This is a genomic window from Pseudomonas sp. Pse35 (assembly GCF_024519715.1).
GTDB classification, from domain to species: Bacteria; Pseudomonadota; Gammaproteobacteria; order Pseudomonadales; family Pseudomonadaceae; genus Aquipseudomonas; species Aquipseudomonas paracarnis.
In genome coordinates this window covers 246,315-270,434 of the sequence record NZ_JALJRP010000005.1, presented here as the reverse complement: position 1 = coordinate 270,434, position 24,120 = coordinate 246,315, and the positions used below count along the sequence as shown (strand labels likewise).

Below are 24,120 nucleotides of genomic sequence, written 5' to 3'. Positions count from 1 at the left end.
AATCTTGGGTAAAGTGCGCACCAACATCGACCACAGGAACGGGCCATGACCGACAAGAGCCAACAATTTGCCAGCGACAACTATTCCGGCATCTGCCCGGAAGCCTGGGCCGCCATGGAACAAGCCAACCAGGGCCATCAACGTGCCTACGGCGATGATGAATGGACCCACCGCGCCGCCGACGGTTTCCGCAATCTGTTCGAGACCGACTGCGAGGTGTTCTTCGCCTTCAACGGTACGGCTGCCAACTCCCTGGCGCTGTCCTCGTTGTGCCAGAGCTACCATAGCGTGATTTGCTCGGAAACTGCCCACGTCGAGACCGACGAATGCGGCGCGCCGGAGTTTTTCTCCAACGGCTCCAAATTGTTGGTTGCCCGCACCGAAAACGGCAAGCTGACCCCGGAGTCGATCCGTGAGATCGCCCTCAAGCGCCAGGACATCCACTACCCCAAACCCCGCGTCGTGACCCTGACCCAGGCCACCGAAGTCGGCAGCGTGTACACCCCGGAAGAAATCCGTGCCATCAGCGCCACCTGCAAGGAGCTGGGCCTGAACCTGCACATGGACGGTGCCCGCTTCGCCAATGCCTGTGCATTCCTGGGTTGCTCACCGGCCGACCTGACCTGGAAAGCCGGCGTCGACGTGCTGTGCTTTGGTGGTACCAAAAACGGCATGGCGGTGGGTGAAGCCATCCTGTTCTTCAATCACAAACTGGCTGAAGACTTCGACTACCGCTGCAAACAGGCCGGTCAGTTGGCGTCGAAAATGCGCTTCCTTTCTGCGCCATGGGTGGGCCTGCTGGAAAATGACGCCTGGCTCAAGCATGCGCGCCACGCTAACCATTGCGCGCAATTGTTGAGCAGCCTGGTGGCGGATATTCCCGGTGTGGAATTGATGTTCCCGGTACAGGCCAACGGCGTGTTCCTGCAACTCTCCGAACCCGCGATTGCAGCGCTGACCGCCAAGGGCTGGCGTTTCTACACCTTCATCGGCAAAGGTGGTGCGCGCTTCATGTGTGCGTGGGATACCGAGGAAGAGCGTGTAAGGGAATTGGCTGCCGATATTCGGGAAGTGATGAACGCTTAAAGCAGGGCCCCGGCCAGTCCTTACTGGCCGATTGCCGAGACTGTTTTTTGATATTTCTGACAGCTACGTAGCTCGCATTCATTGTCTAGCCTCTTGTTACCCGCAAGGAAAACGCAGCGATAACTGCCACCTTTCGGGTTTCACCGCCAGCCGAATAATCGGCGGCAAAGGCACATCAATGGAGAGCTTTATCATGGAATATCAAAGCAATAGCAACACACTGCAAAGCGGCGGCAGCACTAGCACCACGGTCATTGACTGGGATGAGTTCAGGAAACACGCCAAGGTCGGGGACACCATTCAGGAGTCATCAAGGACGCTGACCATCTACGACAAAGCCTACGAATTGACAAACTCAGGCCAGCACTTCGTTGTCCATATCTATGCCCAATAACTGTTAACACCTAAGGCTCGCGTCGCAGATTCCCGACCTGCGACGCGACGCTGAATCATGATCGTTCCCACGCTCTGCGTGGGAATGCCTCCTCGGACGCTCCGCGTCCACCCGAAATCAAGGATGAACACGTGGGCAGAAGCCGCTATGTCATCACCGAACCCGAAAAACCCCACTTCCTCACCTGCACTGTCATGGAATGGCTCCCTCTCTTCACCCGCAACTACCTGGTGGACCATCTTCTGGATTGCTGGCGATATCAACAAAGCAACCACGCTTTAAACTTGTTTGGTTACATCATCCTGGAAAATCACTTGCACTTTATTGCTCAAGCGCCCGATCTGGGAAAGTGCGTCAGCCAATTCAAATCCTTCACCGCCCGCACCATCATTGACGACCTGCAAAGCAAAGGCGCGGAGCGGATATTGCAGCGCCTGCGTTTCTGCAAGCGTGCACACAAGACAGATCGTGTTTATCAACTGTGGCAGGAAGGTTCACATGCGGAGTTGGTTTACAGCGAGGCAGTCATGCGCCAGAAGCTTGATTACATCCATCACAACCCCATAAAGCGGGGCTATGTGGACCTGGCTGAACACTGGCGTTACTCCAGCGCGCGCAACTATGCAGGTATGCCAGGCCTGATCGACATCCAACCTTGGCTCTGAAGATCCGCGTGCCCCTTCCCTTACGACGGGACGCGGAGCGTCCTGGGAGGCGTTACCACGCAGCGCGTGGGAACGAGCATGTGCCTGCTGCCGGAAAGATCATTCCCGCGCTCCGCGTGGGAATGCAGCCCGTGACGCTCCGCGTCACCCTTCATGTGCGACGGGACGCGGAGCGTCCTGGGAGGCGTTACCACGCAGAGCGTGGGAACGAGCATGTGCCTGCTGCCGGAAAGATCGTTCCCGCGCTCCGCGTGGGAATGCAGCCCGTGACGCTCCGCGTCACCCTTCAGTTGCGACGGGACGCGGAGCGTCCTGGGAGGCGTTACCACGCAGAGCGTGGGAACGAGCAGATCAGAACTCGATGCGTACATCACCCTTCGGCACACTGCAGCACGACAGGATATAGCCTTCGGCTTCGTCCTCTTCGGTAATCCCGCCGTTGTGCTCCATCTCTACTTCGCCGCCCAGCTTCATGACCTTGCACGTACCGCAGATGCCCATGCCGCAGGCCTTGGGGATCAGCAGGCCGAGCTTGGCCGCCGCAGCATGCACCGTTTCCCCCGGCGCCACGCGAATGCTCTTGCCGGACGCGATAAATTCCACTTGATGCAGGTCTGCCAGGTCGATCTCCGGCGCATCCGCCGCTTGCTCGGCCTGCTCCACCGCATCGGCACGGGCTTCGGGCGGTGTCGCGCCAAAGGATTCTTCGTGATAACGCGTCATGTCGAAACCGGCAACTTCCAGCAAACGCTTCACCGCGTTCATGTACGGCGTAGGGCCGCAGCAGAACACTTCGCGCTCCAGGAAGTCCGGCACCATCAGCTCCAGCATCTTGTGGTTCAGATAGCCGCGATACCCGGCCCAAGGCTCGCCCAGGCCGTGTTTTTCGCAAATCAGGTGCAGGCTGAAGTTGTCGATCCGCGACGCCATGTGCTCCAGCTCGCGGTGATAGATGATGTCCTTGGGCGAGCGGGCGCTGTGGATAAAGGTCATGTCGACGTTCGCATTGGTGTCGTAGAACCAGCGCGCCATGGACATCACCGGCGTGATCCCAACGCCGCCGCTGAGGTAAAGCACTTTCGGGCTCGGGAAGTCGATGGCATTGAACAGCCCGACCGGCCCGTGCACCGCCAGCTCCTGGCCTTCGTGCAAAGTGTCGTGCAGCCAATTGGAAACCCGACCGCCCGGCACACGCTTGATGGTCACCGAAAAGCTGTAAGGCACCGACGGTGAGCTGGAAATCGTGTACGAACGCATGATCGGCTGGCCTTCGATTTCCAGCTCCAGGGTGACGAATTGCCCTGGCTTGAAAAAGAACAGGATCGGCTGATCGGCCATGAAGCAGAAGGTGCGCACATCCCAGGTTTCCTGGATGACTTTGACGCAGCGGACGATGTGCCGACCATTGGCCCAGGTCTGGGTGGTTACCGGATTCAGGAAATTATTGGACATGTTGCTCTCCACCGCCGACGTCGGCCTTATGGTGACGATTCTGCGTAACGCGAGAACCACCCATTTACCTATCTGCGACATTCACATACTTACGGCGACCAGCCCCCAAAGACAGGGGCTTGCGCGTCGGGATCAGATTGGGCCATGTCGCCCATGGATAAGGTTCGACGTTACGCCGGGCCCACACTCGCTCCCAACAAAGACGCGTTCTTTACGCCTTGCACAGCACCAACCGTAGCCACTATTCGCCGGCCACACAGAATGGCCATGAGGACACACACGATGGACGTCACCGCAACCTTAAGCTTGGGCGATCCGCTGGAACCCGCACGCAAGGCCACTGCGCAAATGCTGCAAGAGCGCGAGCGCACTTTTTCGCTGCCGCAGCCGTTCTACTCTGATGAGCGGTTGTTTGATATCGACATGCAGGAGATCTTCCAGAAAGAGTGGTTGATCGCCGGCATGACCTGCGAAATCCCCACCAAGGGCAACTACCTGACCCTGCAAGTGGGCAAGAACCCAATCATCGTGATCCGGGGTGCCGACGGCGTGGTGCATGCGTTCCACAACGTCTGCCGCCACCGTGGTTCGCGCTTGTGCACCAGCGAGAAGGGCAAGGTCGCCAAATTGGTGTGCCACTACCACCAGTGGACCTACGAGCTGGACGGCCGCCTGCTGTTCGCCGGCACCGAGATGGGCGCCGATTTCGACATGAAGCAGTACGGCCTCAAGCCGGTGAACGTGAAGACTGCTGGCGGCTACATCTTTATCAGCCTGGCCGAAAATCCACCGGCCATTGATGACTTCCTGTCGACGCTCAGCCATTACATGGAGCCCTACGACATGGAGAACACCAAGGTGGCGATCCAGACCACCTTGTTCGAAAAAGCCAACTGGAAGCTGGTGCTGGAAAACAACCGCGAGTGCTACCACTGCAACGCCTCGCACCCGGAACTGCTGAAAACCCTGCTGGAGTGGGACGACGTTACCGACCCGCGCGCCGACCAGGCGTTCAAGGATCACGTAGCCGCGTCCGCCGCCGCTTGGAATGCCGAAAAAATCCCTTACGCCCACGCCAGCTTCGGCCTGCGTAACCGCATCGTGCGCATGCCACTGCTCAAGGGCACTGTGTCGATGACCCTGGACGGCAAGCAGGGCTGCGCCAAACTGATGGGCCGCATCAAGAACCCGGACCTGGGTTCGATGCGCATCCTGCACCTGCCGCACTCCTGGAACCACTGCATGGGCGACCACATCATTGTGTTCACCGTGTGGCCGATCAGCGCCCAGGAAACCATGGTCACCACCAAGTGGATCGTGCATAAGGACGCGGTGGAAGGCGTGGACTACGACGTGGAGCGCATGCGCCAGGTGTGGGATGCCACCAACGACCAGGATCGCCGCCTGGCCGAAGAGAACCAGCGCGGCATCAACTCCACCGCCTACCAGCCAGGCCCTTACTCCAAGACCTATGAGTTTGGCGTGGTGAATTTTGTGGATTGGTACAGCGAGCGGATGCTCAACAACCTGGGCGCGGCGCCAGCGCCTTATCTCAAAGGCGTAGCTGCTCACGAATAACGCTTGTGTGGGAGCGGGCTTGCCCGCGATGGCATTGTGTCTGTCAAAGCCTGTATTGGCTGACAGACCGCTATCGCAGGCAAGCCAGCTCCCACATTTGGACAGGTTAACTGTTCAAAATTCGATCAGTTCCGATGCAGCCCTTTACCACCCTGCCCTCCAGCCTTTCCCCAACAACTTATCCACAAAGCCACCCACAGCAATTGTGGGCAAGTGCGCCGTGCTCACAAATTAAATCAAGAAAATCCGTGACTTATTTAAACTTGCGGGTTTTATCTTGAGCTGTTCATTTATTGACCAAACCTCCAAGAGCCTTGTTTGGCGTGGCTTGCAGCGGTAAGCGAACACCTTATCCACAGATGCGCCAACAGAATTCGGGGGCAACTTTGTTCGGGTTGTGGAAAAGCCCTTGAAACCCTCATGAATCGGGGATATCCAGCCGTTTAAACGGCGAATATGTGAGATTTGCTCAATTATTGACCAACCCCTCGAAAGCCACGTTTTATAAGGCTTGTAGCGGATAGCGAACATCTTATCCACAAAAGCGCCAACAGACTTTGGGGGCAAGTCGAGGCCTCAACCCGGTGAAAACCCGAGCAAAAACCGCGAGTTAGGCTGGTTGTTTTTCGTACAGAGGGCTGCAGAGCTTGATATGCCGGGCTTGTGGACACCCGCGAACAGGTTATCCACAGGCGGATCAACAGGCATTGTGGGTAAGCCCAAGATAAAGCAGGAAAATGTGGAAGCGGGCTTGCCCGCGATTGCAATACGTCAACGGATGCATGGGTTGCTGACCTACCGCTATCGCAGGCAAGCCAGCTACCACAAGGTTTGGTGGTGGTCAGGGTTCAGCGTACGACGCCCTCTTCTACCAGAAGCTTGAGAATCGCTTGCGCGCCCTCTTCAGCGCTCACGCCCTTGAGCACCTGCCCACCGCCGCCACTGGACTTGGCCGTTGCGGCCTTCATACGGTCGGCACCACTCTTGGCCTTGATCACCTTGAGGCGCTTTGGCCGTGGCTTGGCCGGTTGCAACAGTGCGCCTGTGAATAACTCGTCGTGTTCAATCTCAACGTCATGGGCGGCCAGTTCACCCCGTTGCGCCGGGCCGTAGGCGCTCTGACGTGGCTTGGGCGCGGCGTTATCCACAGTGGCGAGAAACGGCAGGCGCACCTTCAAGCGCCGTCGCTGGCCGCGAGGCAGCGCCTGCAGCACCAGGGCTACGCCGGCGTCGATGGACTCCACCTGGGCCAGCCCCACAATCAGCGGCCAGCCCAGTTGCTCGGCCAAGAGGAACGGCAGCATTCCCGAACCTTCGCCGGTTTCTGCCTGGCTCCCGGTCAGTACCACCTGAGCACCGGCGTCGCGCAGATACTCACTGAGCACCGGCAAGGCATCCGAGCCGGCCGGTTGTTCCAGTACCTGCAGTTGCGGCAGGCCCATGCCCAGGTAGCTGCGCAGGGTCGGCTCGCTGACATCACCAGCGTGCAGCACCTGCAACTTATCCCCAGCCAGTTGCAGCCCCAGCTCAACCGCGCGCGCATCCTGCTCGGCGCGGCGTGGACGCCCGGAGGTGGGGTGAGCACCGATGGACACCAGGCTGAATACAGTGTTCGTCATGGTCATATCCTCAGGCTGCATCGCGCTTGGCGCCGTTGCGGTAGGTCTCGACCGCCGCGATCAAGGCGTGCAGTATCGCGGCGCTTTCGCCGATCACCGACAGGTCGGCACGCTTGATCATGTCGCACCCTGGGTCGAGGTTGATCGCCACCACCTTGTCGCAGGCACCGATGCCTTGCAGGTGCTGGATCGCCCCGGAAATGCCCACTGCCACGTACACCCGCGCAGTCACCCAGGTGCCGCTGGCGCCGACCTGGCGATCACGCGCCATGAAGCCATCGTCCACTGCCACCCGCGAGGCGCCTTCGGTAGCGCCCAGGGCCGCGGCGGTCTGGTGGAACAGCGCCCAGTCCTTCACGCCGTTGCCACCGGAGAAAATGAACTCTGCCTCGGCCATCGGAATCGCTGCCGGGTCGACCGCCACCGCGCCGAGGTCTTCGATACGCGGCAGACTACGCGCCAGGCTTGTGGATAACTCCACGGGCAAGACTTCGTGGCGGGTCTCGCTGACCGGATCGGCACATTCGGCGGCAGCGAGGATCAGACGGGGCAACGGCCGCGCCAGGTCTTCCTGGCCGGCACCGGCACGGCCGATGCATTCCTCGCCCTTGATCTGCCACACCCGCGTCGCCGGGCGTTCCTTGAGGCTGGCGGCAAAGCGTCGCCCCAGCTCACCACCACCGCTGCGGCTGTCTGGCAGCAACCAGTGGCGCGGGCTGAATTGGTTATCCACAGCGCGCAGGCCCTGCACGCGTTGCTCCGGTGCATAACCCTCGAACTCATGCCCCTCCAGCACCAGCAGACGGTCGACGCCGGCCGTGGCAAACGCGCTTTCCTTGTGTTCACCGAACACCACCGCCAACACCGCGCCGTCATTGCCGGCCAGTTGGCGCGCCAGGCCAAGCAGGTCACGGTCGTGGCTGCTCAGGCGGCCACCGACCATGTCCGGCACCACGTTGATGTAGAACGCCGGGGTCGGCACTTGATGCAGCGGCAATTGCACTTCCACTGCCGCGGTGCGCTTGGCCGCGCCGCCCTGCTGGGCACCGCTGCGGTCGATACGCTTGATGCCGTTGGGCCCGATAAAACCGACACCATGCACGTTTTTGCGAATGATGCCGTTGGGCCCCATCCAGCTGTGTTGCACCGGCTGCATCGCCGCGTGCAACGGGTGCAGGCGGTTACGGGCGATCCATTCGGCCCGGGGGTCGCGGCGGATAATATCGCTCATTAGTGCACCTCCGCAGGTTCACGCTTGACGGGGGCTTTGGCCGGCGCGGCGTCTTCAAGCAACGCGTCGGCTACCAGTTCGGCGATGTCCTTGATCAACGGGCGCGGTTCGACCACGCCTTCAAGCATCGCCGTGCATTGCGGGCAACCCACGGCCACCAGTTCGGCGCCGGTCTCGCGGATGTCGTCCATACGCATATCGGGGATACGTTGCTTGCCGGGGATGTCAGTGATCGGCGCACCGCCACCGCCACCGCAGCAGCGTGAACGGAAGCCCGAGCGTTGCATTTCCTTGACCTCGATACCCAAAGCCCGCAGCACTTGGCGCGGCGCCTCGTATTCGCCGTTGTAGCGGCCCAGGTAGCACGGGTCGTGGTAGGTCACGCTGTTGCCTTTGTGCTGGCCCAGGTTCAGCGCGCCCTCGCCGATCAGCTCGGCCATGAAGGTGCTGTGGTGCTGCACGCGGTAGTTGCCGTTGAAGGCGCCGTATTCGTTTTTCAGCACATGGAAGCTGTGCGGATCGCAGGTGACGATGCGCTTGAAGCTGTACTTGGCCAGGGTCTGGATATTGCGCGTGGCCAGCAACTGGAATGTCGCTTCGTCACCGAGGCGCCGCGCCACGTCACCGCTGTCGCGTTCTTCCAGGCCGAGCACGGCGAAATCGACCTTGGCGGCCTTGAGCACTTTGACGAAAGCGCGCAGGGTACGCTGGTTACGCATGTCGAAGGCGCCATCGCCGACCCAGAACAGCACATCGCAACTGCCTTTGTCGCTGAGCAACGGCAGGTTCAGGTCTGCCGCCCAGTTCAGGCGCCCACCGGGGGCAAACCCGCCGGGGTTGTCGGTAGCGATCAGGTTTTCCAGGACTTCAGCGCCCTTGTTCGGCGTGGCGCCTTTTTCCAGGGTGAGGTGGCGGCGCATGTCGACGATAGCGTCCACATGCTCGATCATCATCGGGCACTCTTCCACGCAAGCGCGGCAGGTGGTGCACGACCACAGGGTCTCGGCGTCCACCAGGCCGTTGACGATCGGCTGGTGCGGGTTGCCGCCGTGTTCGCCCACCGGTTTGCCGGGGTACGGGCTGCCGGCGAACTTGGCATCGGTGCCACCGGCCAAACCGACCACCATGTCCTGGATGAGTTTTTTCGGGTTCAGTGGCTGGCCGGCGGCAAACGCCGGGCACGCCGCTTCGCACTTGCCGCACTGCACGCAGGCGTCGAAGCCGAGCAGTTGGTTCCAGGTGAAGTCCTTGGGTTTTTCCACGCCCAGTGGCGCGGTTTTATCGCTCAGGTCCAAGGGTTTCAAACCGGTGGAGCGGCCACCGCCAAAGCGTTCGGCGCGACGGTGCCAGGCCAGGTGCAGGGCTCCGGCAAACGCGTGTTTCATCGGCCCACCCCAGGTCATGCCGAAGAACATTTCGGACACGCCCCACAACACGCCCACGCTCAGCAATGCCGCGAGCAGCCAGCCGCCGAAGTCGACGGGCAGAATCCCGGCCACCGGCAAGGTCACCAGGAAGAAGCTCACCGAGAAGGCCATCAGGCTTTTCGGCAGGCGCATCCACGGGCCTTTTGACAGGCGAGCAGGCGGATTGCGGCGGCGCAGGTACATGAAGATCGCGCCGACAAACATCAATGTCGACGCCAGCAGCAGGGCATAACCAAGAATGCGGCTCTGCAGGCCGAAACCGTGCACCACAATCGCCAGCAGCGCCGACAGCACAAAGCCCAGCGCCGTCGCTACGTGGGTGTTGGCGATGTATTTGTCACGGGCGACCACGTGGTGCAGGTCGACCATGTAGCGCTTGGGCATGGCCAAGAGGCCACCCAGCAGGTCGACTTTGGATGAGCGGCCACGGCGCCACATGTTCACCCGGCGCAAGGCGCCGAGGACGGCGAGGCCCAGGGCGGCAAAAAGCAGGATGGGAAGAAGGGTATTCAGCATGGTGAAGCTCCCACTAAGATCGTTCCCACGCTCTGCGTGGGCATGCATCCTGTGACGCTCTGCGTCACTACCTTAAAAGCAGACGCGGAGCGTCCAGGGCGGCATTCCCACGCAGAGCGTGGGAACGATCAGGTGCGTCAGAAATCCTTGCACAAGCGCAGGGCGTCATAGATGGCGGCGTGGGTATTGCGCTGGGCCACACAGTCACCAATGCGGAACAGCAAGTACCCCTCGCCCGCCTCGCTCAGGCATGGCTGCGGCTTGATCGCAAACAGCGCTTCAACGTCGATCTGGCCCTTGTTGCGCGAACCTTCCTTGAGCCCGTAGTAAATGGCCTCGTCCGGACGCACGCCGTTCTCCACCACGACCTGGTCGACCACCCGCTCCTCTTTGGCGCCGGTGTATTCGTTCTCCAGCACGGCCACCAGCTTGTCGCCCTCGCGGTAGACCTTTTCCAGCATCATGTCGCCGGTCATGATCACTTCCTTGGGGTACATGCTGCGGTAGTACGTGGGGAACGACGTACCGCCGATTGCCACGCCTGGCTTGATGTCGTCGGTGACGATCTCCACCTGGCTGCCTTTGTCGGCCAGGAAGTCGGCCACCGACATCCCGGTGAATTCACAGATGGTGTCGTACACCAGCACGTTCTTGCCAGGCAGCACCTTGCCGTCGAGCACGTCCCAACTGCTCACTACCAAGCCTTCGGCGGCGCCCCAGTGTTCGTTCTGCTCGATGAACGGGTGCCCGCCCACCGCCAGCACCACCACGTCCGGACGCACGTCCAGGATGGTCTCGGCATCGGCTGCAACACCCAGGCGCAGGTCGACTTTCAAACGCGCCAGCTCCAGTTGATACCAACGGGTGATACCGGCGATCTGGTCACGCTGCGGCGCTTTCGATGCCGTGGTGATTTGCCCGCCGATAAACTCCTTTTTCTCGAACAGCGTCACGTCGTGGCCACGTTCAGCCGCCACGCGCGCGGCTTCCATCCCGGCCGGGCCGGCCCCCACTACAACCACCTTGCGCTTGGGCCCGGTGGACTTCTCGATGATGTGCGGCACGCCCATGTATTCACGGGAGGTCGCAGCGTTCTGGATGCACAACACATCCAGGCCCTGGTACTGGCGGTCGATGCAGTAGTTGGCGCCCACGCACTGCTTGATCTGGTCGATCTGGCCCATCTTTATCTTGGCGATCAGATGCGGGTCGGCGATGTGCGCACGGGTCATGCCGACCATGTCCACATAGCCGCCTTCCAGAATACGCGTGGCCTGGTTCGGGTCCTTGATGTTCTGCGCGTGCAGCACCGGAACCTTGACCACTTCCTTGATGCCGGCCGCCAGGTGCAGGAACGGCTCCGGCGGGTAGCTCATGTTCGGGATGACGTTGGCCAGGGTGTTGTGGGTGTCGCAACCCGAGCCCACCACGCCGATGAAATCGAGCATGCCGGTGTCATCGTAGTACTTGGCGATTTGCTTCATGTCCTCGTGGGACAAGCCGTCCGGGTGGAACTCGTCACCGCACAGGCGCATGCCCACACAGAAGTCATCCCCCACTTCGGCACGCACGGCCTTCAACACTTCCAGGCCGAACTTCATGCGGCCCTCGAAGCTGCCGCCCCACTCGTCGGTACGCTTGTTGACCCGCGGGCTCCAGAACTGGTCGATCATGTGCTGGTGCACGGCCGACAATTCCACCCCGTCCAGGCCACCGGCCTTGGCCCGACGCGCAGCCTGGGCGTAGTTGCCGATCACACGCCAGATTTCTTCTGGCTCGATGGTCTTGCAGGTGGCACGGTGCACCGGCTCACGCACGCCGGACGGCGACATCAGGGTCGGCCAGTTGAAGCCGTCCCAACGCGAGCGCCGGCCCATGTGGGTAATCTGGATCATGATCTTGGCGCCATGCTTGTGCATGGCATCGGCCAGATTCTGGAAGTGCGGGATGATGCGGTCGGTGGACAGGTTCACCGACGCCCACCATTCCTGCGGGCTGTCGATGGCCACCACGGAGGAGCCACCGCAGATCGCCAGGCCAATACCGCCCTTGGCTTTCTCTTCGTAGTACTTCACATAGCGGTCGGTGGTCATGCCGCCATCGGTGGCATACACCTCGGCATGCGCAGTGCTGAGCACCCGGTTGCGGATGGTCAGTTTGCCGATCTGGATCGGCTGGAACATTGCTTCGAAAGCCATGGCACGGTCCTCGGCTTACAACGGTTTGACGGTGAACAAACCATCATCGTGGCCCTCTTCGGAGCCTCCGTAGACTTGTTCGGCCACAGTGCGGATCTTGCTGCCACGCGCTTGAAGGATCTGGTCCATGGCGCCGGCAAACCAGCCGGTGAACATGTAGTCCACTTTGCGTCCGACCTTGCCGTAGACATACACAAAAGCTGAATGCTCAAGCTTGACGCTGGCGGTGCCTTTATCGAGGTCGATGTCCTGGATCTTGAACAGGCCCCAGCCGCGTTGCGACAGGCGCTTCATGTAGTGCTCGAACACCGCGACGCCTTCCAGGCCGTGGCATTCAGCTTCTTTTTCACACCAGTGCCAGGCGGATTTGTAGCCGGCCTTGTAGAGGATCTCGGCGTAGGCGTCGGCCCCCAGTACTTCTTCGATACCCATGTGGTTGTTGACGAAGAAATGACGCGGCACGTACAGCATCGGCAGGGCGTCGGAGGTCCAGACACCGGTTTCGCTGTCGACTTCAATTGGCAATTGCGGGGCGATCTTGGCCATGGAAACTTAACTCCAGAAAATTCGTTTTGATGCCCGCCACGCGGATGGCGGCGGGTGAAGGATTAAGCGAGCAGTGGCTTATTCGCCCCAGACGTCCTTGAGCACGTTGACCCAGTTCTCGCCCATGATCTTGCGCACCACACGCTCGCTGTGGCCGCGCTTGAGCAGGGTCTCGGTGAGGTTGGGGAACTCACCCACGGTGCGGATGCCCAGCGGGTTGATGATCTTGCCGAAGCTGGTCAGGCGGCGGGCGTAGCCCTTGTCATGGGTGAGCATTTCGAAGAAATCCTGACCATGGCCCTGGGTGAAGTCGGTGCCGATGCCGATGGCGTCTTCGCCGACGATGTTCATGGTGTATTCGATGGCTTCGGCGTAGTCGTCGATAGTCGAGTCGATGCCCTTGGCCAGGAACGGCGCGAACATGGTCACGCCGACAAAACCGCCATGGTCGGCGATGAACTTCAGCTCTTCATCGGACTTGTTGCGCGGGTGCTCTTTAAGCCCGGACGGTAGGCAGTGGGAGTAGCACACCGGCTTTTTCGATTCGAGGATGACCTCTTCGCTGGTCTTGGAGCCCACGTGGGACAGGTCGCACATAATGCCGACGCGGTTCATCTCGGCGACGATCTCACGCCCGAAACCCGACAGGCCGCCATCACGCTCGTAGCAGCCGGTGCCCACCAGGTTCTGGGTGTTGTAGCACATCTGCACCACCCCCACGCCGAGCTGCTTGAAGATCTCGACATAGCCGAGCTGGTCCTCAAAGGCATGGGCATTCTGGAAGCCGAAGATGATGCCGGTCTTGCCCTGCTCCTTGGCGCGGCGGATGTCGGCGGTGGTTTTCACCGGGATCACCAGGTCGCTGTTCTCACGGATCAGGGTCTGGCTGGCGACAATGTTATTGATCGTGGCCTGGAAGCCTTCCCACACCGACACCGTGCAGTTGGCGGCGGTGAGGCCACCTTTGCGCATGTCTTCGAACAGGTCGCGGTTCCACTTGGCAATAATCAGACCGTCGATAACGATGCTGTCGGCGTGCAACTCGGCTGGGCTCATCAGGCGTCCCCTTATTGGCGATTCATGCGCCGAATCGTCTGCCGGCGCTTTGGGGCCAGCATATGCCCAGGGACCGACGGAGCCGGGTGCAAAAACGACAGGGGAATTGCCGAAAGCGTCAATCCGCGACAAAGCCTGCGAAGACAGGCCCCACGGTCGGCTGTTCTTTGTCTTACGCTTGAGCCAGAATTGCGCATCACGTGATATGAGACGGCGCAATGAAATCGATTTTCCTGGCTTTGGCACTCATCGCAACCACCGCCCACGCGGCCGAAGACACCGACAGCACGCCGTGCGACGGTATCGAGAACGACCAGCAAACCTTGGAATGCGCCACCTACAACAAGACCACCGCCGAGCAATTGCTCAAAGATAACTATCAGGGGTTGCTGGAGCGCATGGGTTCGACCTACGGCAGCGACAAGACCAAACTGGCGGACATTACCGCCCGTCTGAAGGATGCGCAGCAGAAGTGGGAAAAACTGCGCGACGCCGATTGTGCAGTGGACACCTTCCCGGCAGTGACCGGCACCAAGGCCTATGCGATTGCGCACAACGACTGCCTGGCGCGCATGAGTGATGAGCGGTCGGAGTTTCTGGAGTCGATTGGCCAAGAATAGTAACTATATTCCTACAATAGAAGCGTCCCACTGTCGCTTTTCGCTACCTGACGCTGATTTAAGGAATTTTCGGCATGCAATGGCTTCCATCCCCACCCACCGACAATATTTATAAGTTGCTTGCTGTATTTGGTTTATGGCTAATTGCAGGTGCGCTGACACTGGTGTCTATTTTTTCTTATCTGGACTACAGATTCCAAAAAGAAACACGCGAGGAAAGCCACCATTCGCAAACGGAGCAAATGGTAAACGACTTCACTAAACGCATTGAAGCACTTGAGAAAGGCACACCGGAGCTGCATAAAATCGCAGATCTGCCGGAGTCATTCAACAACGACGTCACCTTCCTGAAGAACAGCCTCGCTATACAAGAAAGAAAACTTTCTACATACAAAGAACGAGAGAAAGATAACCTCGACACGTTCATGGACTATCTGCTCGTCCACGAAAAAGAGTTTTATATTTTCATCGGTCTGTACGCGACGCTCACGTCACTGTGCACGGTGATAGGTTTTAGCCGCTGGTTTCAGAAAATACAAAAGCCCGGCGAAGTACTGAATGAGCTAGATATTAAAATCAAAGAAGCAAGCTTATTGAAACTTAAGATAGAAATTTCCCAACTTCAACCAATGAGCAAGACAATAGAGCAGCTCTTTGAATTGCATTTCAATAAGCCCTTTCCTGAAGCCTCTCCCTCGCAAAGGACCCGCTCATGACCATCTGCGGCATCGAAATCAAAGGCAGCGAAGCCATCATCGCCGTCGCCTCCCTGGACAACCAGACGCTGACCCACGTCGCCCTGGCCACCAAGAAAATCGCCCTCGACGATGACGACGAAGCGGCCAACGTAAAAGCTTTCGCCGCCCAGGTGAAGGCGTTCGTTCAAGCCAACGGCATCACGCGCATTGCCATCAAGAAACGCAGTAAAAAAGGCGAGTTCGCCGGTGGCCCGACGACGTTCAAGATCGAAGGGGTGTTTCAGTTGCTGGATGGGGTGGAGGTGACGCTGCTGTCGCCGCAGACCATCAATGCGCAAAACAAGAAGCACAGCTTTGATCTGCCGACGACGTTGAACAAGTATCAGCATGAAGCTTATAAAACAGCCTGCTCAACCCTGATGAAAAAGTAATTACCCATCAGCTTTTGACGCAGTGTTCCAAGCCGTGACCACCGCCTTCGTATTCAGGCGTGTAGTAGTACTTAACGAAAGACACTTTGCCCTCCGGGGTTGACGTCATTTGTGCGACCCCCACGCCGAAGTCTTTCAAGACAGGGTCGGTGTGAGCAAAATAAACGCCCAGCGCGTCCGAAGTCCCGGCGGCCATTCCGTCATAACGGGACTTGTCTTCCAAGGTCAAGGTGAAGGTGTAGGCGGCGTACTTGCCAGTACTTTGCTTGGCGTCGAGTGCCATATCAACAACACCCTTATAGCTGCCTATATGTTTATCCTGGCCGGTACATTCATAGCGTCCGCTGTAGTCGGCTCCGGTGAAAGGTGCAGACGCCTGGGCTGCCCACGCCGGGGTGGTCGCTAACGCGATGACAGTAACTAGTTTTCTAAGCATGCCAACCTCTTCTGGTTAAGTAGTGACTTCCTGGCCTGCGTGCTTCATTTCAAAAGCATTTGGTCAAGAGCCACTTCTAAGACCCATAGGACGTTAGCAGTCCTTGGCTATAAGTCTCCGTTAGCGATGAAAAAAAAGAAACTTCCTACACCTTCCATGATTCCCTTATAAACTGCGCTACATCGGGTTTCACTCGTTAGTCGGTATGCGGGTTTTGTACAGCAGCCAATCCCCGAACGACTTGTCTTCCAGGGCATACCCTCCCCGGCTCGACTTCCATACCAATTCCTTGTCGCGCAGGGCATCGATACAGGCCTGAATGGTCTGGGTCCCGGGCACCACATCGCTGCGCATAACCTCCAATGCCTTGCTGACTGCGGTAATCGTGCTGTCGGTAAACGGCGCAAATGGCTCATTGCTTTGCGAACGCACCACCATCACCTGCAACACCGCACGCTGCGGGATGGTCAGGGCGTTCCAGGCGCTTTCGAACTCGGTCCATACACCCGCGCGCAGCAGTTCTGCGCGACTGTGCAGCAGTTGGCCAAGATTGCTCGCCTCGCCCAGCTCCAATGCGACTTCACCGATGATCGTGCGCAACATCTCGGGACGCCGACCTACCAGCTCAAACGCCTCATCAATGTCAGCCGCGTTGAATTGGTTGTTCTTGGCCAGGTGCGCGTTGAGGTGCACGGTGTAGGCCTGGGTGAACGCTTTGCCCAGCAGCGGAAACGGCGTGATGCTGGAACCGAAGAATGGCTGGCTTTTACCCAATACCAAATGGGCGAGTTTGTCGCGATTGGAGCCGGTAAACACCAGGCGCAAACCGCTGCCCTCCTCGTCACGGCCTTGGTTGAGCTGATCCCGGGCAGCCTTCAACGCGAACATCGCATTGATACCTGACTCGGTGGTTAATGCGTGCTGTGCTTCGTCAATCACCAGTACAACGGGTTTTTCTGCAGCCCTATGGAGCAATTCCAACGCTTGGGTCAGCGTCGCACCGACCGGCAATTGTGGCTTGGTAAAGTCCCAGGAAAGCGTACGCAGAAAGCTTAGTTTCTCGATGCCAATGCTCTTTGCCAGTTTGCGAATGCCCTTTTCAAACGGCACCAACGCCCCCGCAATGGCACCTGCGATCAGCTCGGCGGGGTCTTTTTCCTTGTCGGCCCACAGGTCGACATACACCGCCAGCCAGCCCCGCAGCTGACATTCCGGAATCAGGTCTTCGCGCAAAAAAGTGCTTTTGCCCGTGCGTCGGGGCGCCGCGAGAAACAGGCCGGAGGTGAAATCCTGAATACCGGCCCCCACCAGGCCATCGGCAATACTGCTTGCCAGGGTGGGGCGGCGAAACACAAAGCCGCTGTGCTTGGACATGGTTTTATACTCAATTATGGGAATGACTATAAATTATAGTAAAGAGTATAATTGACTATAATTGTCCGTCAAACCACCTCCCGCCGCCGATCCTCCCGCGGGCATTTGGCAAACCTTGCGCGATAGCTCCTGGTGAAATACGACGGTGACTCAAACCCGCACGCAATACTCACTTCCAGTACGCTCATGTCGCTCTGGCGCAGCAGTTTGCGGGCTTTTTCCAGGCGCAGGCCCAGGTAGAAATTGCTCGGCGTATCGTTCAGGTGCAGGCGAAACAGCCGCTCCAGTTGGCGCCGGGTGACCTTGATCGTTTCGGCCAGGGCCAAGGTGCTCAGGGGCGGTTCGGTGTGCTGTTCCATTTCGCCGATCACGTGCACCAGTTTCTTGTTATTGATGCCGTAGCGCGTGGCGATCTGCATGCGCTGGTGGTCCTTGCGCGGGCGGATGCGGCCGAGTACGAATTGCTCGGAAACCTGGATCGCCAGTTCCGGGCCGTGGGCCTGGGCGATGAGATCGAGCATCAAGTCGATGGACGCGGTGCCGCCGGCGCAGGTGATGCGGCGCCGGTCGATTTCGAACAGTTCCTGGGTCACGCTCAGGTGCGGATAGGCCTCCTTGAAGGCGTCGATGGCTTCCCAGTGCAAGGTCAGGCGGTGGCCGTCAAGCAGGCCCGCCTCGGCCAGCACGCAGGCGCCGGTGTCGATGGCACCGAGGGTCACACCCTCATGGTCGAGGCGGCGCAGCCAATGCTCCAGGGCGGGCGTGGCGAACTGCAGGGGTTCGAAGCCGGCCACCACCAGTAAGGTCGCGCCTTTTTTCAACGGTTCCAGCGCGGCATCGGCGTTGACCGACATGCCGTTGCTCGCCAGTACCGCGCCGCCATCGGCACTCAAGATGTGCCAGCGGTACAGCTCGCCGCGAAAGCGATTGGCCACGCGTAACGGTTCCAGCGCGGAGATAAAACCGAGGGCCGAGAACCCCGGCATCAGCAAGAAATAGACATCCTGGGACATGGTGGCGCTCTCGTCATACGGGCAGCGTGCTCACTGTGATACGCCAGTTCAACCGGCCATTCAAGAGCCCAGGTCGCTGCAGTGCAAGAGTGGGTCGCCGCCGTGCGCTTTGCGGGGCGCCAAGCTGCGTAACGTGATCCCACGGCGCACAAAGACGCCGGCACCCACAATAACGACTGCCGAGGGCTCCACCCATGAACCGACTGATCAGCCGCTGCGTACTTGCACTCAGCGCCAGCGCCATTTTGAGCACTAACGCCCTGGCAGCGGATGCCGCTTCATGCCAGAACGTACGCATGGGCGTGGTCAACTGGACCGACGTCATCGCCACCAGCGCCATGGCCCAGGTGCTGCTCGATGGCCTCGGCTACAAGACCAAACAAACCAGCGCCTCGCAGCAAATCATCTTTGCCGGCATCCGCGACCAGCGCCTGGACCTGTTTCTGGGTTACTGGAACCCGCTGATGACCCAGACCATCACGCCGTTCGTCGACGCCAAGCAAGTCAAGGTCCTCGAAAAACCCAGCCTGGAAGACGCCCGCGCCACCCTGGCGGTGCCGACTTATCTGGCCGACAAGGGCCTGAAAACCTTTGCTGACATCGCCAGGTTCGAAAAAGAGCTGGGCGGCAAGATTTATGGCATCGAGCCGGGCTCGGGGGCCAATACGCAGATCAAGGCGATGATCGCCAAAAACCAGTTCGGCCTGGGCAAGTTCCAGTTGGTGGAGTCCAGCGAAGCCGGCATGTTGGCGGCCGTAGACCGTGCCGTGCGCCGCAAGGAAGCCGTGGTGTTCTTTGGTTGGGCACCGCACCCGATGAACGTCAATGTGGCGATGACTTACCTCACCGGCAGCGAAGGCGCCCTGGGCCCGAACGAAGGCATGGCCACCGTGTGGACCGTGACCGCGCCGGCCTACGCCGAGCAGTGCCCCAACGTGCATAAGCTGCTGACCAACCTGACGTTCACCGCCGCCGACGAGAGCCGCATGATGCAACCGCTGCTGGACCACAAGGATGCCATCGAATCCGCCAAGCAGTGGCTCAAGGATCACCCGCAAGACCAGGCGCGCTGGCTGGAGGGTGTGACCACCTTCGACGGCAAACCGGCTGCCGCCAACCTGCAATTGACCACGAAATAACCCATCCAGATCACCGCTTCGCAACCCCTGAAGGTTGCGAACGGCGCCCTGCGCCTTGAAATCACCCGCCTGTAAGGAACCGCCCCATGAACCACGACGTCATCATCACCTGCGCACTCACCGGTGCTGGCGACACGACCGCCAGAAGCCCCCACGTGCCGGTCACTCCCAAGCAAATCGCCGCCGCTGCCGTGGAAGCCGCCAAGGCCGGCGCCACGGTCGTGCATTGCCACGTACGCGACCCCGAGACCGGCAAGTTCAGTCGCGACGTTGCGCTGTACCGCGAAGTGATGGAGCGCATCCGCGAGGCCGACATCGACATCATCGTCAACCTCACCGCCGGCATGGGTGGCGACCTGGAGATCGGTGGCGGCGAGAATCCCATGGAGTTCGGGCCCAATACCGACCTGGTGGGCCCGCTGACCCGCCTGGCCCACGTCGAAGAACTGCTGCCGGAAATCTGCACCCTGGACTGCGGCACGCTGAACTTCGGCGATGGCGACACCATTTACGTGTCCACCCCGGCGCAGCTGCGTGCCGGCGCCAAACGTATCCAGGAACTGGGCGTAAAGGCCGAGCTGGAAATTTTCGACACCGGCCACCTGTGGTTCGCCAAGCAGATGATCAAGGAAGGGCTGCTGGATAACCCGCTGTTCCAACTGTGCCTGGGCATTCCCTGGGGGGCACCGGCCGACACCACCACCATGAAAGCCATGGTCGATAACCTGCCCGCCGACGCGGTGTGGGCCGGCTTCGGCATTGGCCGCATGCAAATGCCAATGGCCGCGCAGGCGGTGCTGCTGGGCGGCAACGTACGGGTGGGCCTGGAAGACAACCTGTGGCTGGACAAAGGCGTGCTCGCCACCAATGGGCAGTTGGTGGAGCGCGCCAGTGAAATTCTCAGCCGGTTAGGCGCGAGGGTCCTGACCCCAGCCGAAGGCCGCATCAAGATGGGCCTGACCCAACGCGGCTAACACAGACACCACCACTCCTGTGGGAGCCGGGCTTGCCCGCGATGAGGCCAGTAAATCTGCCACATCTTTGTAGCCTGCAATGCCGCCATCGCGGGCAAGCCCGGCTCCCACAACGGATCATCGAACACTTTAGGAATATGCCATGCGCTTTATCACCGAAATCAAAACCTTTGCTGCGTTGGGCAGCGGTGTCATCGGCAGCGGCTGGGTGTCCCGTGCCCTTGCCCATGGTCTGGATGTGGTGGCCTGGGACCCCGCGCCCGGTGCCGAGGCGGCCTTGCGCAAACGCGTCGCCAACGCCTGGCCCGCCCTTGAACAACAGGGCCTGGCGGCAGGTGCCTCCCAGGACCGCCTGCGCTTTGTCACTACCATCGAAGACTGCGTAAAAGACGCCGACTTCATCCAGGAAAGCGCCCCAGAACGCCTGGAGCTGAAGCTGCAATTGCACCGCCAGATCAGCGCCGCGGCCAAGCCGAACGCATTGATCGGCTCCAGCACCTCAGGGCTATTGCCCAGCGAATTCTATGAAAGCTCTACCCACCCGGAACGGTGCGTGGTCGGCCACCCCTTCAACCCCGTCTACCTGTTGCCACTGGTAGAAGTGGTGGGCGGCAAAAACACCGCGCCAGAGGCGATCCAGGCAGCGATCAAGGTGTATGAATCCCTCGGCATGCGCCCTTTGCATGTGCGCAAGGAAGTGCCGGGGTTTATTGCCGACCGCCTACTGGAAGCGCTGTGGCGTGAGGCGCTGCACCTGGTCAATGACGGGGTGGCGACCACCGGCGAAATCGACGACGCCATTCGTTTTGGTGCCGGGTTGCGCTGGTCGTTCATGGGCACTTTCCTCACTTACACACTGGCGGGCGGCGACGCCGGCATGCGCCACTTCATGGCACAGTTCGGCCCGGCGTTGCAGCTGCCGTGGACTTATCTACCGGCGCCTGAATTGACTGAAAAGCTGATTGATGATGTGGTCGATGGCACCGCTGAGCAGTTGGGTAACCACAGCATCTCGGCGCTGGAGCGCTATCGTGATGACTGCCTGCTGGCGGTGCTGGAAGCCGTAAAAACAACCAAGGCCAAGCACGGCATGAACTTCGCCGAATAACCCTGTGGGAGCTGGCTTGCCTGCGATGGCGGTGTTGGCCTCACCATTGCTATCGCAGACCGGCCAGCACATTTGACCGCACACTGAATTGGATTCATGCCATGCCCGCACTGACCACCTACACCACCAAAATCCTGCCCGACTGGGTCGACTACAACGGCCATCTGCGTGACGCGTTCTATCTGCTGATCTTCAGCTACGCCACCGATGCGCTGATGGACACCCTGGGGCTGGACGGCGAAAACCGCGAAGCCAGTGGCCACTCGCTGTTCACCCTGGAGCTGCACCTGAACTACCTGCATGAGGTGAAGCTCGGGGCCGAGGTTGAGGTGCATACCCAACTGATCGCCTATGACGCCAAGCGCCTGCACCTTTATCACAGCCTGCACCGGGTGGGAGACGACAAGGAACTGGCCGGCAATGAACAGATGCTGTTGCACGTCGACCTGGCCGGGCCGCAGGCCACGCTGTTCACCGAGGCCACGCTGCAACGGCTTGCGGCGATCAGCGCTGCCCAGGCCGAGCTGCCAAGGCCTGCCCTGCTTGGCCGTGTCATCGGTTTACCGGCAAAAAAAGCCCCGAGCCAGCCGTGACTGGATCGGGGCAGAGGGGCCTTGTGTGAGCTGTGCATCTGGAGGGTGACCAAACCGTCAAGCTGCGTGCCTGGGTTCAGTGTGCCTATTAACCGTATTGCCAAGTGACCCGAAAACGACCTGTTCATAGCCATCCAAGCCATCGCTCGATTCTGCTCTTGCCCACCCAGCAAGGGCCTACCAGAATCCAGGTCAATCCCTGTTCCCTACACCAGGATAAACGTCATGATGCACGCGGATTTGATTGATCAGGATGACCTGCTGAGCCAACTGCGCTCACTGGGTTTTGAAGTGTCCAGCGGCGCCAGCGCCGAGCAGGCGTGTGAATGTGCAGTGCGCGGTTTGAGCGAAGCGCGGGCCAAGGCGCTCAAGGGAATGGTGGAGCAAATGTACACCGGCAAGGCGACCATTTTGCCGGCCGTGCGCCAGGCGATCGACAAGCAGTTGTTGCCGGCGCTGATGCAATTCAAACAGAACTCCGGCGCCTGAAAATACCGCTATCGCAGGCAAGCCAGCGCCCACAGGAGAACGCATTCCAAGGTGGGAGCTGGCTTGCCTGCGATGCAGACGACTCGGTTTAGAGCCTTACACTGGCAAACGTCGACTCGTTCCTGGCCTGGCTCAACGCCGACATCGGCCCCGACAACGGTGACAACACCAACGCCTGCGGAATCGGCATCATCGCCACTTGCTGGGTGGTGTTGGAGCCGACACGTTCATCCCGTGGCGGAATGCCGAAATATTCTCGGTAGCACTTGGAAAAGTGCGGCGTAGACACAAACCCGCACACCGAGGCGACTTCGATGATCGACATCGGCGTTTGCTTGAGCAACTGCCGCGCACGAATCAGGCGCAGCTTGAGGTAGTAGCGCGACGGCGAGCAGTGCAGGTATTTCTGGAACAGCCGCTCCAACTGCCGGCGCGACACGGCGACATACACCGCCAGTTCGTCCAGGTCGATTGGCTCTTCGAGGTTGGCCTCCATCAGCGCGACGATTTCCTGCAGCTTCGGCTGGTTGGTGCCAAGCATGTGCTTGAGCGGCACACGCTGGTGATCCTGTTCGTTGCGGATGCGTTCGTACACGAACATCTCGGAGATGGCGGCCGACAATTCACGGCCGTGGTCGCGGCTGATCAGGTGCAACATCATGTCCAGGGGCGCGGTACCACCGGAGCTGGTGAAGCGGTTGCGGTCGAGGGTGAACAGGCGCGTGCTCATGGCCACCCGCGGGAAGGCTTCCTGCATCGACGCCAGGCATTCCCAGTGCACGCTGCAATCAAAGCCGTCGAGCAAGCCGGCGCAGGCCAGGGCCCAGCTGCCGGTGCACACTGCGCCGAGGCGACGAGACTGGCGTGCCTGGCTTTGCAGCCACGACACATGTTCACGGGTGACGGTGCGCTGGATACCCACGCCGCCGCACACGATGACCGTGTCCAGCACGGGTGCTTTGTGCATGGAGGCATCGGGTGTGATTTGCAGGCCATCGCTGGCCCACACCTGGTTGCCGTCGACACTCAGGGTTGTCCAGCGATACAGCTCGCGGCCGGACAGCTGGTTGGCCATGCGCAGTGGCTCCACGGCTGACGCCAGGGAAATCAGCGTGAAATTGTCCAGCAGCAAAAAGCCGATGGATTGAGGCGCACGGTTCTGGGGTTGGGCCCCGGAGTTGGTCGACGTCATCGCGGTATCTCCTCACATCACACAAAGCGGGTGGCGGCCTCAGGCGAGGCTCTTGTTATTGCGCTCGTCCTGAAAAGGAGAGGCTTTGTAATTGATAGAGCAAATGCCATGCCTAAAATTGAATGGCTATTCAAGAACTCCTGAAAACGACCTGTTTATGCGTCTATATGAGCCCACGCGTGAAGTGCGGGATATGACGCATAACGGGCGGGGTTCAAGGGGGGTGAGCAGATCGGTAGCACTTGTGGGAAGGCGCTTTGCGGGCGTAGGAGGAGTCTGTCACCC

The 24,120-nt window shown here is 60.0% G+C and carries 23 protein-coding genes; 12 read left to right on the top strand and 11 right to left on the bottom strand.

Going from position 1 to position 24,120, the window contains the following annotated elements:
• Window positions 1–45 precede the first annotated feature (45 nt).
• From OC445_RS06975 to OC445_RS06965, 3 genes are all read left to right on the top strand, one after another.
• Window positions 46–1,086 (top strand): threonine aldolase family protein, encoded by a 1,041-nt coding sequence (locus OC445_RS06975; RefSeq protein WP_003194862.1) that lies wholly within the window; start codon window positions 46–48, stop codon window positions 1,084–1,086.
• Window positions 1,087–1,279: 193 nt separating this feature from the next.
• Window positions 1,280–1,480, top strand: a complete 201-nt coding sequence (locus tag OC445_RS06970) for a hypothetical protein (RefSeq protein ID WP_054920783.1) — start codon at window positions 1,280–1,282, stop codon at window positions 1,478–1,480.
• Window positions 1,481–1,611: 131 nt separating this feature from the next.
• Window positions 1,612–2,145: an REP-associated tyrosine transposase gene (locus tag OC445_RS06965; protein WP_198790994.1), complete on the top strand. Its 534-nt coding sequence runs from the start codon at window positions 1,612–1,614 to the stop codon at window positions 2,143–2,145.
• Window positions 2,146–2,496: 351 nt separating this feature from the next.
• Here the strand turns inward: OC445_RS06965 and gbcB are convergent, their stop codons facing one another.
• Window positions 2,497–3,597: a glycine-betaine demethylase subunit GbcB gene (gene gbcB, locus OC445_RS06960; RefSeq protein WP_014720237.1), complete on the bottom strand. Its 1,101-nt coding sequence runs from the start codon at window positions 3,595–3,597 to the stop codon at window positions 2,497–2,499.
• 282 nt (window positions 3,598–3,879) lie between these two features.
• Between gbcB and gbcA the strand changes: the two genes are divergently transcribed.
• Complete coding sequence (gbcA, locus tag OC445_RS06955) at window positions 3,880–5,175, top strand: glycine-betaine demethylase subunit GbcA (protein ID WP_262020026.1); 1,296 nt, start codon at window positions 3,880–3,882, stop codon at window positions 5,173–5,175.
• Window positions 5,176–6,023: 848 nt separating this feature from the next.
• Here gbcA and OC445_RS06950 read toward each other — a convergent pair.
• The 6 genes from OC445_RS06950 to OC445_RS06925 form a co-directional block, all read right to left on the bottom strand.
• Entirely contained in the window at window positions 6,024–6,794 is a 771-nt protein-coding gene (locus OC445_RS06950; protein WP_054898204.1) for an electron transfer flavoprotein subunit beta, read from the bottom strand.
• Between the two features lie 10 nt (window positions 6,795–6,804).
• A complete protein-coding gene (locus OC445_RS06945; protein WP_054898202.1) occupies window positions 6,805–8,025 on the bottom strand; it encodes an electron transfer flavoprotein subunit alpha/FixB family protein in 1,221 nt (406 codons plus the stop codon).
• A complete protein-coding gene (gene dgcB, locus OC445_RS06940; protein ID WP_181124724.1) occupies window positions 8,025–9,968 on the bottom strand; it encodes a dimethylglycine demethylation protein DgcB in 1,944 nt (647 codons plus the stop codon). Before dgcB ends, OC445_RS06945 begins: the two co-directional genes overlap by 1 nt.
• A 137-nt stretch (window positions 9,969–10,105) precedes the next feature.
• Window positions 10,106–12,166 (bottom strand): dimethylglycine demethylation protein DgcA, encoded by a 2,061-nt coding sequence (dgcA, locus tag OC445_RS06935; RefSeq protein WP_003194876.1) that lies wholly within the window; start codon window positions 12,164–12,166, stop codon window positions 10,106–10,108.
• Between the two features lie 15 nt (window positions 12,167–12,181).
• Complete coding sequence (locus tag OC445_RS06930; protein WP_008033249.1) at window positions 12,182–12,712, bottom strand: DUF5943 domain-containing protein; 531 nt, start codon at window positions 12,710–12,712, stop codon at window positions 12,182–12,184.
• A gap of 78 nt (window positions 12,713–12,790) precedes the next feature.
• On the bottom strand, window positions 12,791–13,768 hold the full coding sequence (locus OC445_RS06925) for a dipeptidase (protein WP_032879065.1): 978 nt from the start codon (window positions 13,766–13,768) through the stop codon (window positions 12,791–12,793).
• A gap of 218 nt (window positions 13,769–13,986) precedes the next feature.
• Between OC445_RS06925 and OC445_RS06920 the strand changes: the two genes are divergently transcribed.
• The 3 genes from OC445_RS06920 (at window position 13,987) to OC445_RS06910 (ending at window position 15,517) form a co-directional block, all read left to right on the top strand.
• Window positions 13,987–14,388, top strand: a complete 402-nt coding sequence (locus OC445_RS06920; protein ID WP_014720247.1) for a lysozyme inhibitor LprI family protein — start codon at window positions 13,987–13,989, stop codon at window positions 14,386–14,388.
• Window positions 14,389–14,462: 74 nt separating this feature from the next.
• Entirely contained in the window at window positions 14,463–15,104 is a 642-nt protein-coding gene (locus tag OC445_RS06915) for a hypothetical protein (protein ID WP_054898198.1), read from the top strand.
• On the top strand, window positions 15,101–15,517 hold the full coding sequence (locus OC445_RS06910; protein WP_054898197.1) for a DUF3010 family protein: 417 nt from the start codon (window positions 15,101–15,103) through the stop codon (window positions 15,515–15,517). The genes OC445_RS06915 and OC445_RS06910 overlap by 4 nt, the downstream gene beginning before the upstream one ends.
• Before the next feature lie 7 nt (window positions 15,518–15,524).
• Here the strand turns inward: OC445_RS06910 and OC445_RS06905 are convergent, their stop codons facing one another.
• The 3 genes from OC445_RS06905 to OC445_RS06895 all read right to left on the bottom strand — a co-directional run bounded on the left by OC445_RS06905 (window position 15,525) and on the right by OC445_RS06895 (window position 18,340).
• Complete coding sequence (locus OC445_RS06905; RefSeq protein ID WP_054898196.1) at window positions 15,525–15,953, bottom strand: hypothetical protein; 429 nt, start codon at window positions 15,951–15,953, stop codon at window positions 15,525–15,527.
• Window positions 15,954–16,142: 189 nt separating this feature from the next.
• Window positions 16,143–17,327 carry an ATP-binding protein gene (locus OC445_RS06900; protein WP_054898195.1) on the bottom strand — a complete coding sequence of 395 codons (1,185 nt, stop codon included), beginning with the start codon at window positions 17,325–17,327 and terminating at the stop codon, window positions 16,143–16,145.
• A 68-nt stretch (window positions 17,328–17,395) separates the two neighbouring features.
• The gene (locus OC445_RS06895) at window positions 17,396–18,340 is read right to left on the bottom strand and encodes a GlxA family transcriptional regulator (protein WP_054898194.1); all 945 of its coding nucleotides are present in this window, start codon (window positions 18,338–18,340) and stop codon (window positions 17,396–17,398) included.
• Window positions 18,341–18,534: 194 nt separating this feature from the next.
• On the opposite strand from OC445_RS06895, the gene OC445_RS06890 reads away from it, so the two are divergent.
• The 5 genes from OC445_RS06890 (at window position 18,535) to OC445_RS06870 (ending at window position 22,643) form a co-directional block, all read left to right on the top strand.
• A complete protein-coding gene (locus tag OC445_RS06890) occupies window positions 18,535–19,479 on the top strand; it encodes a choline ABC transporter substrate-binding protein (RefSeq protein WP_057976525.1) in 945 nt (314 codons plus the stop codon).
• An 86-nt stretch (window positions 19,480–19,565) separates the two neighbouring features.
• Window positions 19,566–20,453: a 3-keto-5-aminohexanoate cleavage protein gene (locus tag OC445_RS06885; protein ID WP_034128888.1), complete on the top strand. Its 888-nt coding sequence runs from the start codon at window positions 19,566–19,568 to the stop codon at window positions 20,451–20,453.
• A 142-nt stretch (window positions 20,454–20,595) separates the two neighbouring features.
• Complete coding sequence (locus OC445_RS06880) at window positions 20,596–21,561, top strand: L-carnitine dehydrogenase (protein ID WP_198790993.1); 966 nt, start codon at window positions 20,596–20,598, stop codon at window positions 21,559–21,561.
• A gap of 101 nt (window positions 21,562–21,662) precedes the next feature.
• Window positions 21,663–22,154 (top strand): thioesterase family protein, encoded by a 492-nt coding sequence (locus OC445_RS06875; protein WP_060763976.1) that lies wholly within the window; start codon window positions 21,663–21,665, stop codon window positions 22,152–22,154.
• A gap of 225 nt (window positions 22,155–22,379) precedes the next feature.
• The gene (locus tag OC445_RS06870) at window positions 22,380–22,643 is read left to right on the top strand and encodes a hypothetical protein (protein ID WP_034128891.1); all 264 of its coding nucleotides are present in this window, start codon (window positions 22,380–22,382) and stop codon (window positions 22,641–22,643) included.
• 88 nt (window positions 22,644–22,731) lie between these two features.
• Here OC445_RS06870 and OC445_RS06865 read toward each other — a convergent pair whose 3' ends face one another.
• Window positions 22,732–23,835: a GlxA family transcriptional regulator gene (locus OC445_RS06865; protein ID WP_034128892.1), complete on the bottom strand. Its 1,104-nt coding sequence runs from the start codon at window positions 23,833–23,835 to the stop codon at window positions 22,732–22,734.
• Window positions 23,836–24,120: the final 285 nt, after the last annotated feature.

Bases quoted from the DNA above. Each gene is read 5' to 3' on its own strand.
- OC445_RS06975 (WP_003194862.1), top strand. From the start codon at position 46: ATGACCGACAAGAGCCAACAATTTGCCAGCGACAACTATTCCGGCATC.
- OC445_RS06970 (WP_054920783.1), top strand. From the start codon at position 1,280: ATGGAATATCAAAGCAATAGCAACACACTGCAAAGCGGCGGCAGCACT.
- gbcB (WP_014720237.1), bottom strand. From the start codon at position 3,597: ATGTCCAATAATTTCCTGAATCCGGTAACCACCCAGACCTGGGCCAAT.
- gbcA (WP_262020026.1), top strand. From the start codon at position 3,880: ATGGACGTCACCGCAACCTTAAGCTTGGGCGATCCGCTGGAACCCGCA.
- OC445_RS06950 (WP_054898204.1), bottom strand. From the start codon at position 6,794: ATGACGAACACTGTATTCAGCCTGGTGTCCATCGGTGCTCACCCCACC.
- OC445_RS06945 (WP_054898202.1), bottom strand. From the start codon at position 8,025: ATGAGCGATATTATCCGCCGCGACCCCCGGGCCGAATGGATCGCCCGT.
- dgcB (WP_181124724.1), bottom strand. From the start codon at position 9,968: ATGCTGAATACCCTTCTTCCCATCCTGCTTTTTGCCGCCCTGGGCCTC.
- dgcA (WP_003194876.1), bottom strand. From the start codon at position 12,166: ATGGCTTTCGAAGCAATGTTCCAGCCGATCCAGATCGGCAAACTGACC.
- OC445_RS06930 (WP_008033249.1), bottom strand. From the start codon at position 12,712: ATGGCCAAGATCGCCCCGCAATTGCCAATTGAAGTCGACAGCGAAACC.
- OC445_RS06925 (WP_032879065.1), bottom strand. From the start codon at position 13,768: ATGAGCCCAGCCGAGTTGCACGCCGACAGCATCGTTATCGACGGTCTG.
- OC445_RS06920 (WP_014720247.1), top strand. From the start codon at position 13,987: ATGAAATCGATTTTCCTGGCTTTGGCACTCATCGCAACCACCGCCCAC.
- OC445_RS06915 (WP_054898198.1), top strand. From the start codon at position 14,463: ATGCAATGGCTTCCATCCCCACCCACCGACAATATTTATAAGTTGCTT.
- OC445_RS06910 (WP_054898197.1), top strand. From the start codon at position 15,101: ATGACCATCTGCGGCATCGAAATCAAAGGCAGCGAAGCCATCATCGCC.
- OC445_RS06905 (WP_054898196.1), bottom strand. From the start codon at position 15,953: ATGCTTAGAAAACTAGTTACTGTCATCGCGTTAGCGACCACCCCGGCG.
- OC445_RS06900 (WP_054898195.1), bottom strand. From the start codon at position 17,327: ATGTCCAAGCACAGCGGCTTTGTGTTTCGCCGCCCCACCCTGGCAAGC.
- OC445_RS06895 (WP_054898194.1), bottom strand. From the start codon at position 18,340: ATGTCCCAGGATGTCTATTTCTTGCTGATGCCGGGGTTCTCGGCCCTC.
- OC445_RS06890 (WP_057976525.1), top strand. From the start codon at position 18,535: ATGAACCGACTGATCAGCCGCTGCGTACTTGCACTCAGCGCCAGCGCC.
- OC445_RS06885 (WP_034128888.1), top strand. From the start codon at position 19,566: ATGAACCACGACGTCATCATCACCTGCGCACTCACCGGTGCTGGCGAC.
- OC445_RS06880 (WP_198790993.1), top strand. From the start codon at position 20,596: ATGCGCTTTATCACCGAAATCAAAACCTTTGCTGCGTTGGGCAGCGGT.
- OC445_RS06875 (WP_060763976.1), top strand. From the start codon at position 21,663: ATGCCCGCACTGACCACCTACACCACCAAAATCCTGCCCGACTGGGTC.
- OC445_RS06870 (WP_034128891.1), top strand. From the start codon at position 22,380: ATGATGCACGCGGATTTGATTGATCAGGATGACCTGCTGAGCCAACTG.
- OC445_RS06865 (WP_034128892.1), bottom strand. From the start codon at position 23,835: ATGACGTCGACCAACTCCGGGGCCCAACCCCAGAACCGTGCGCCTCAA.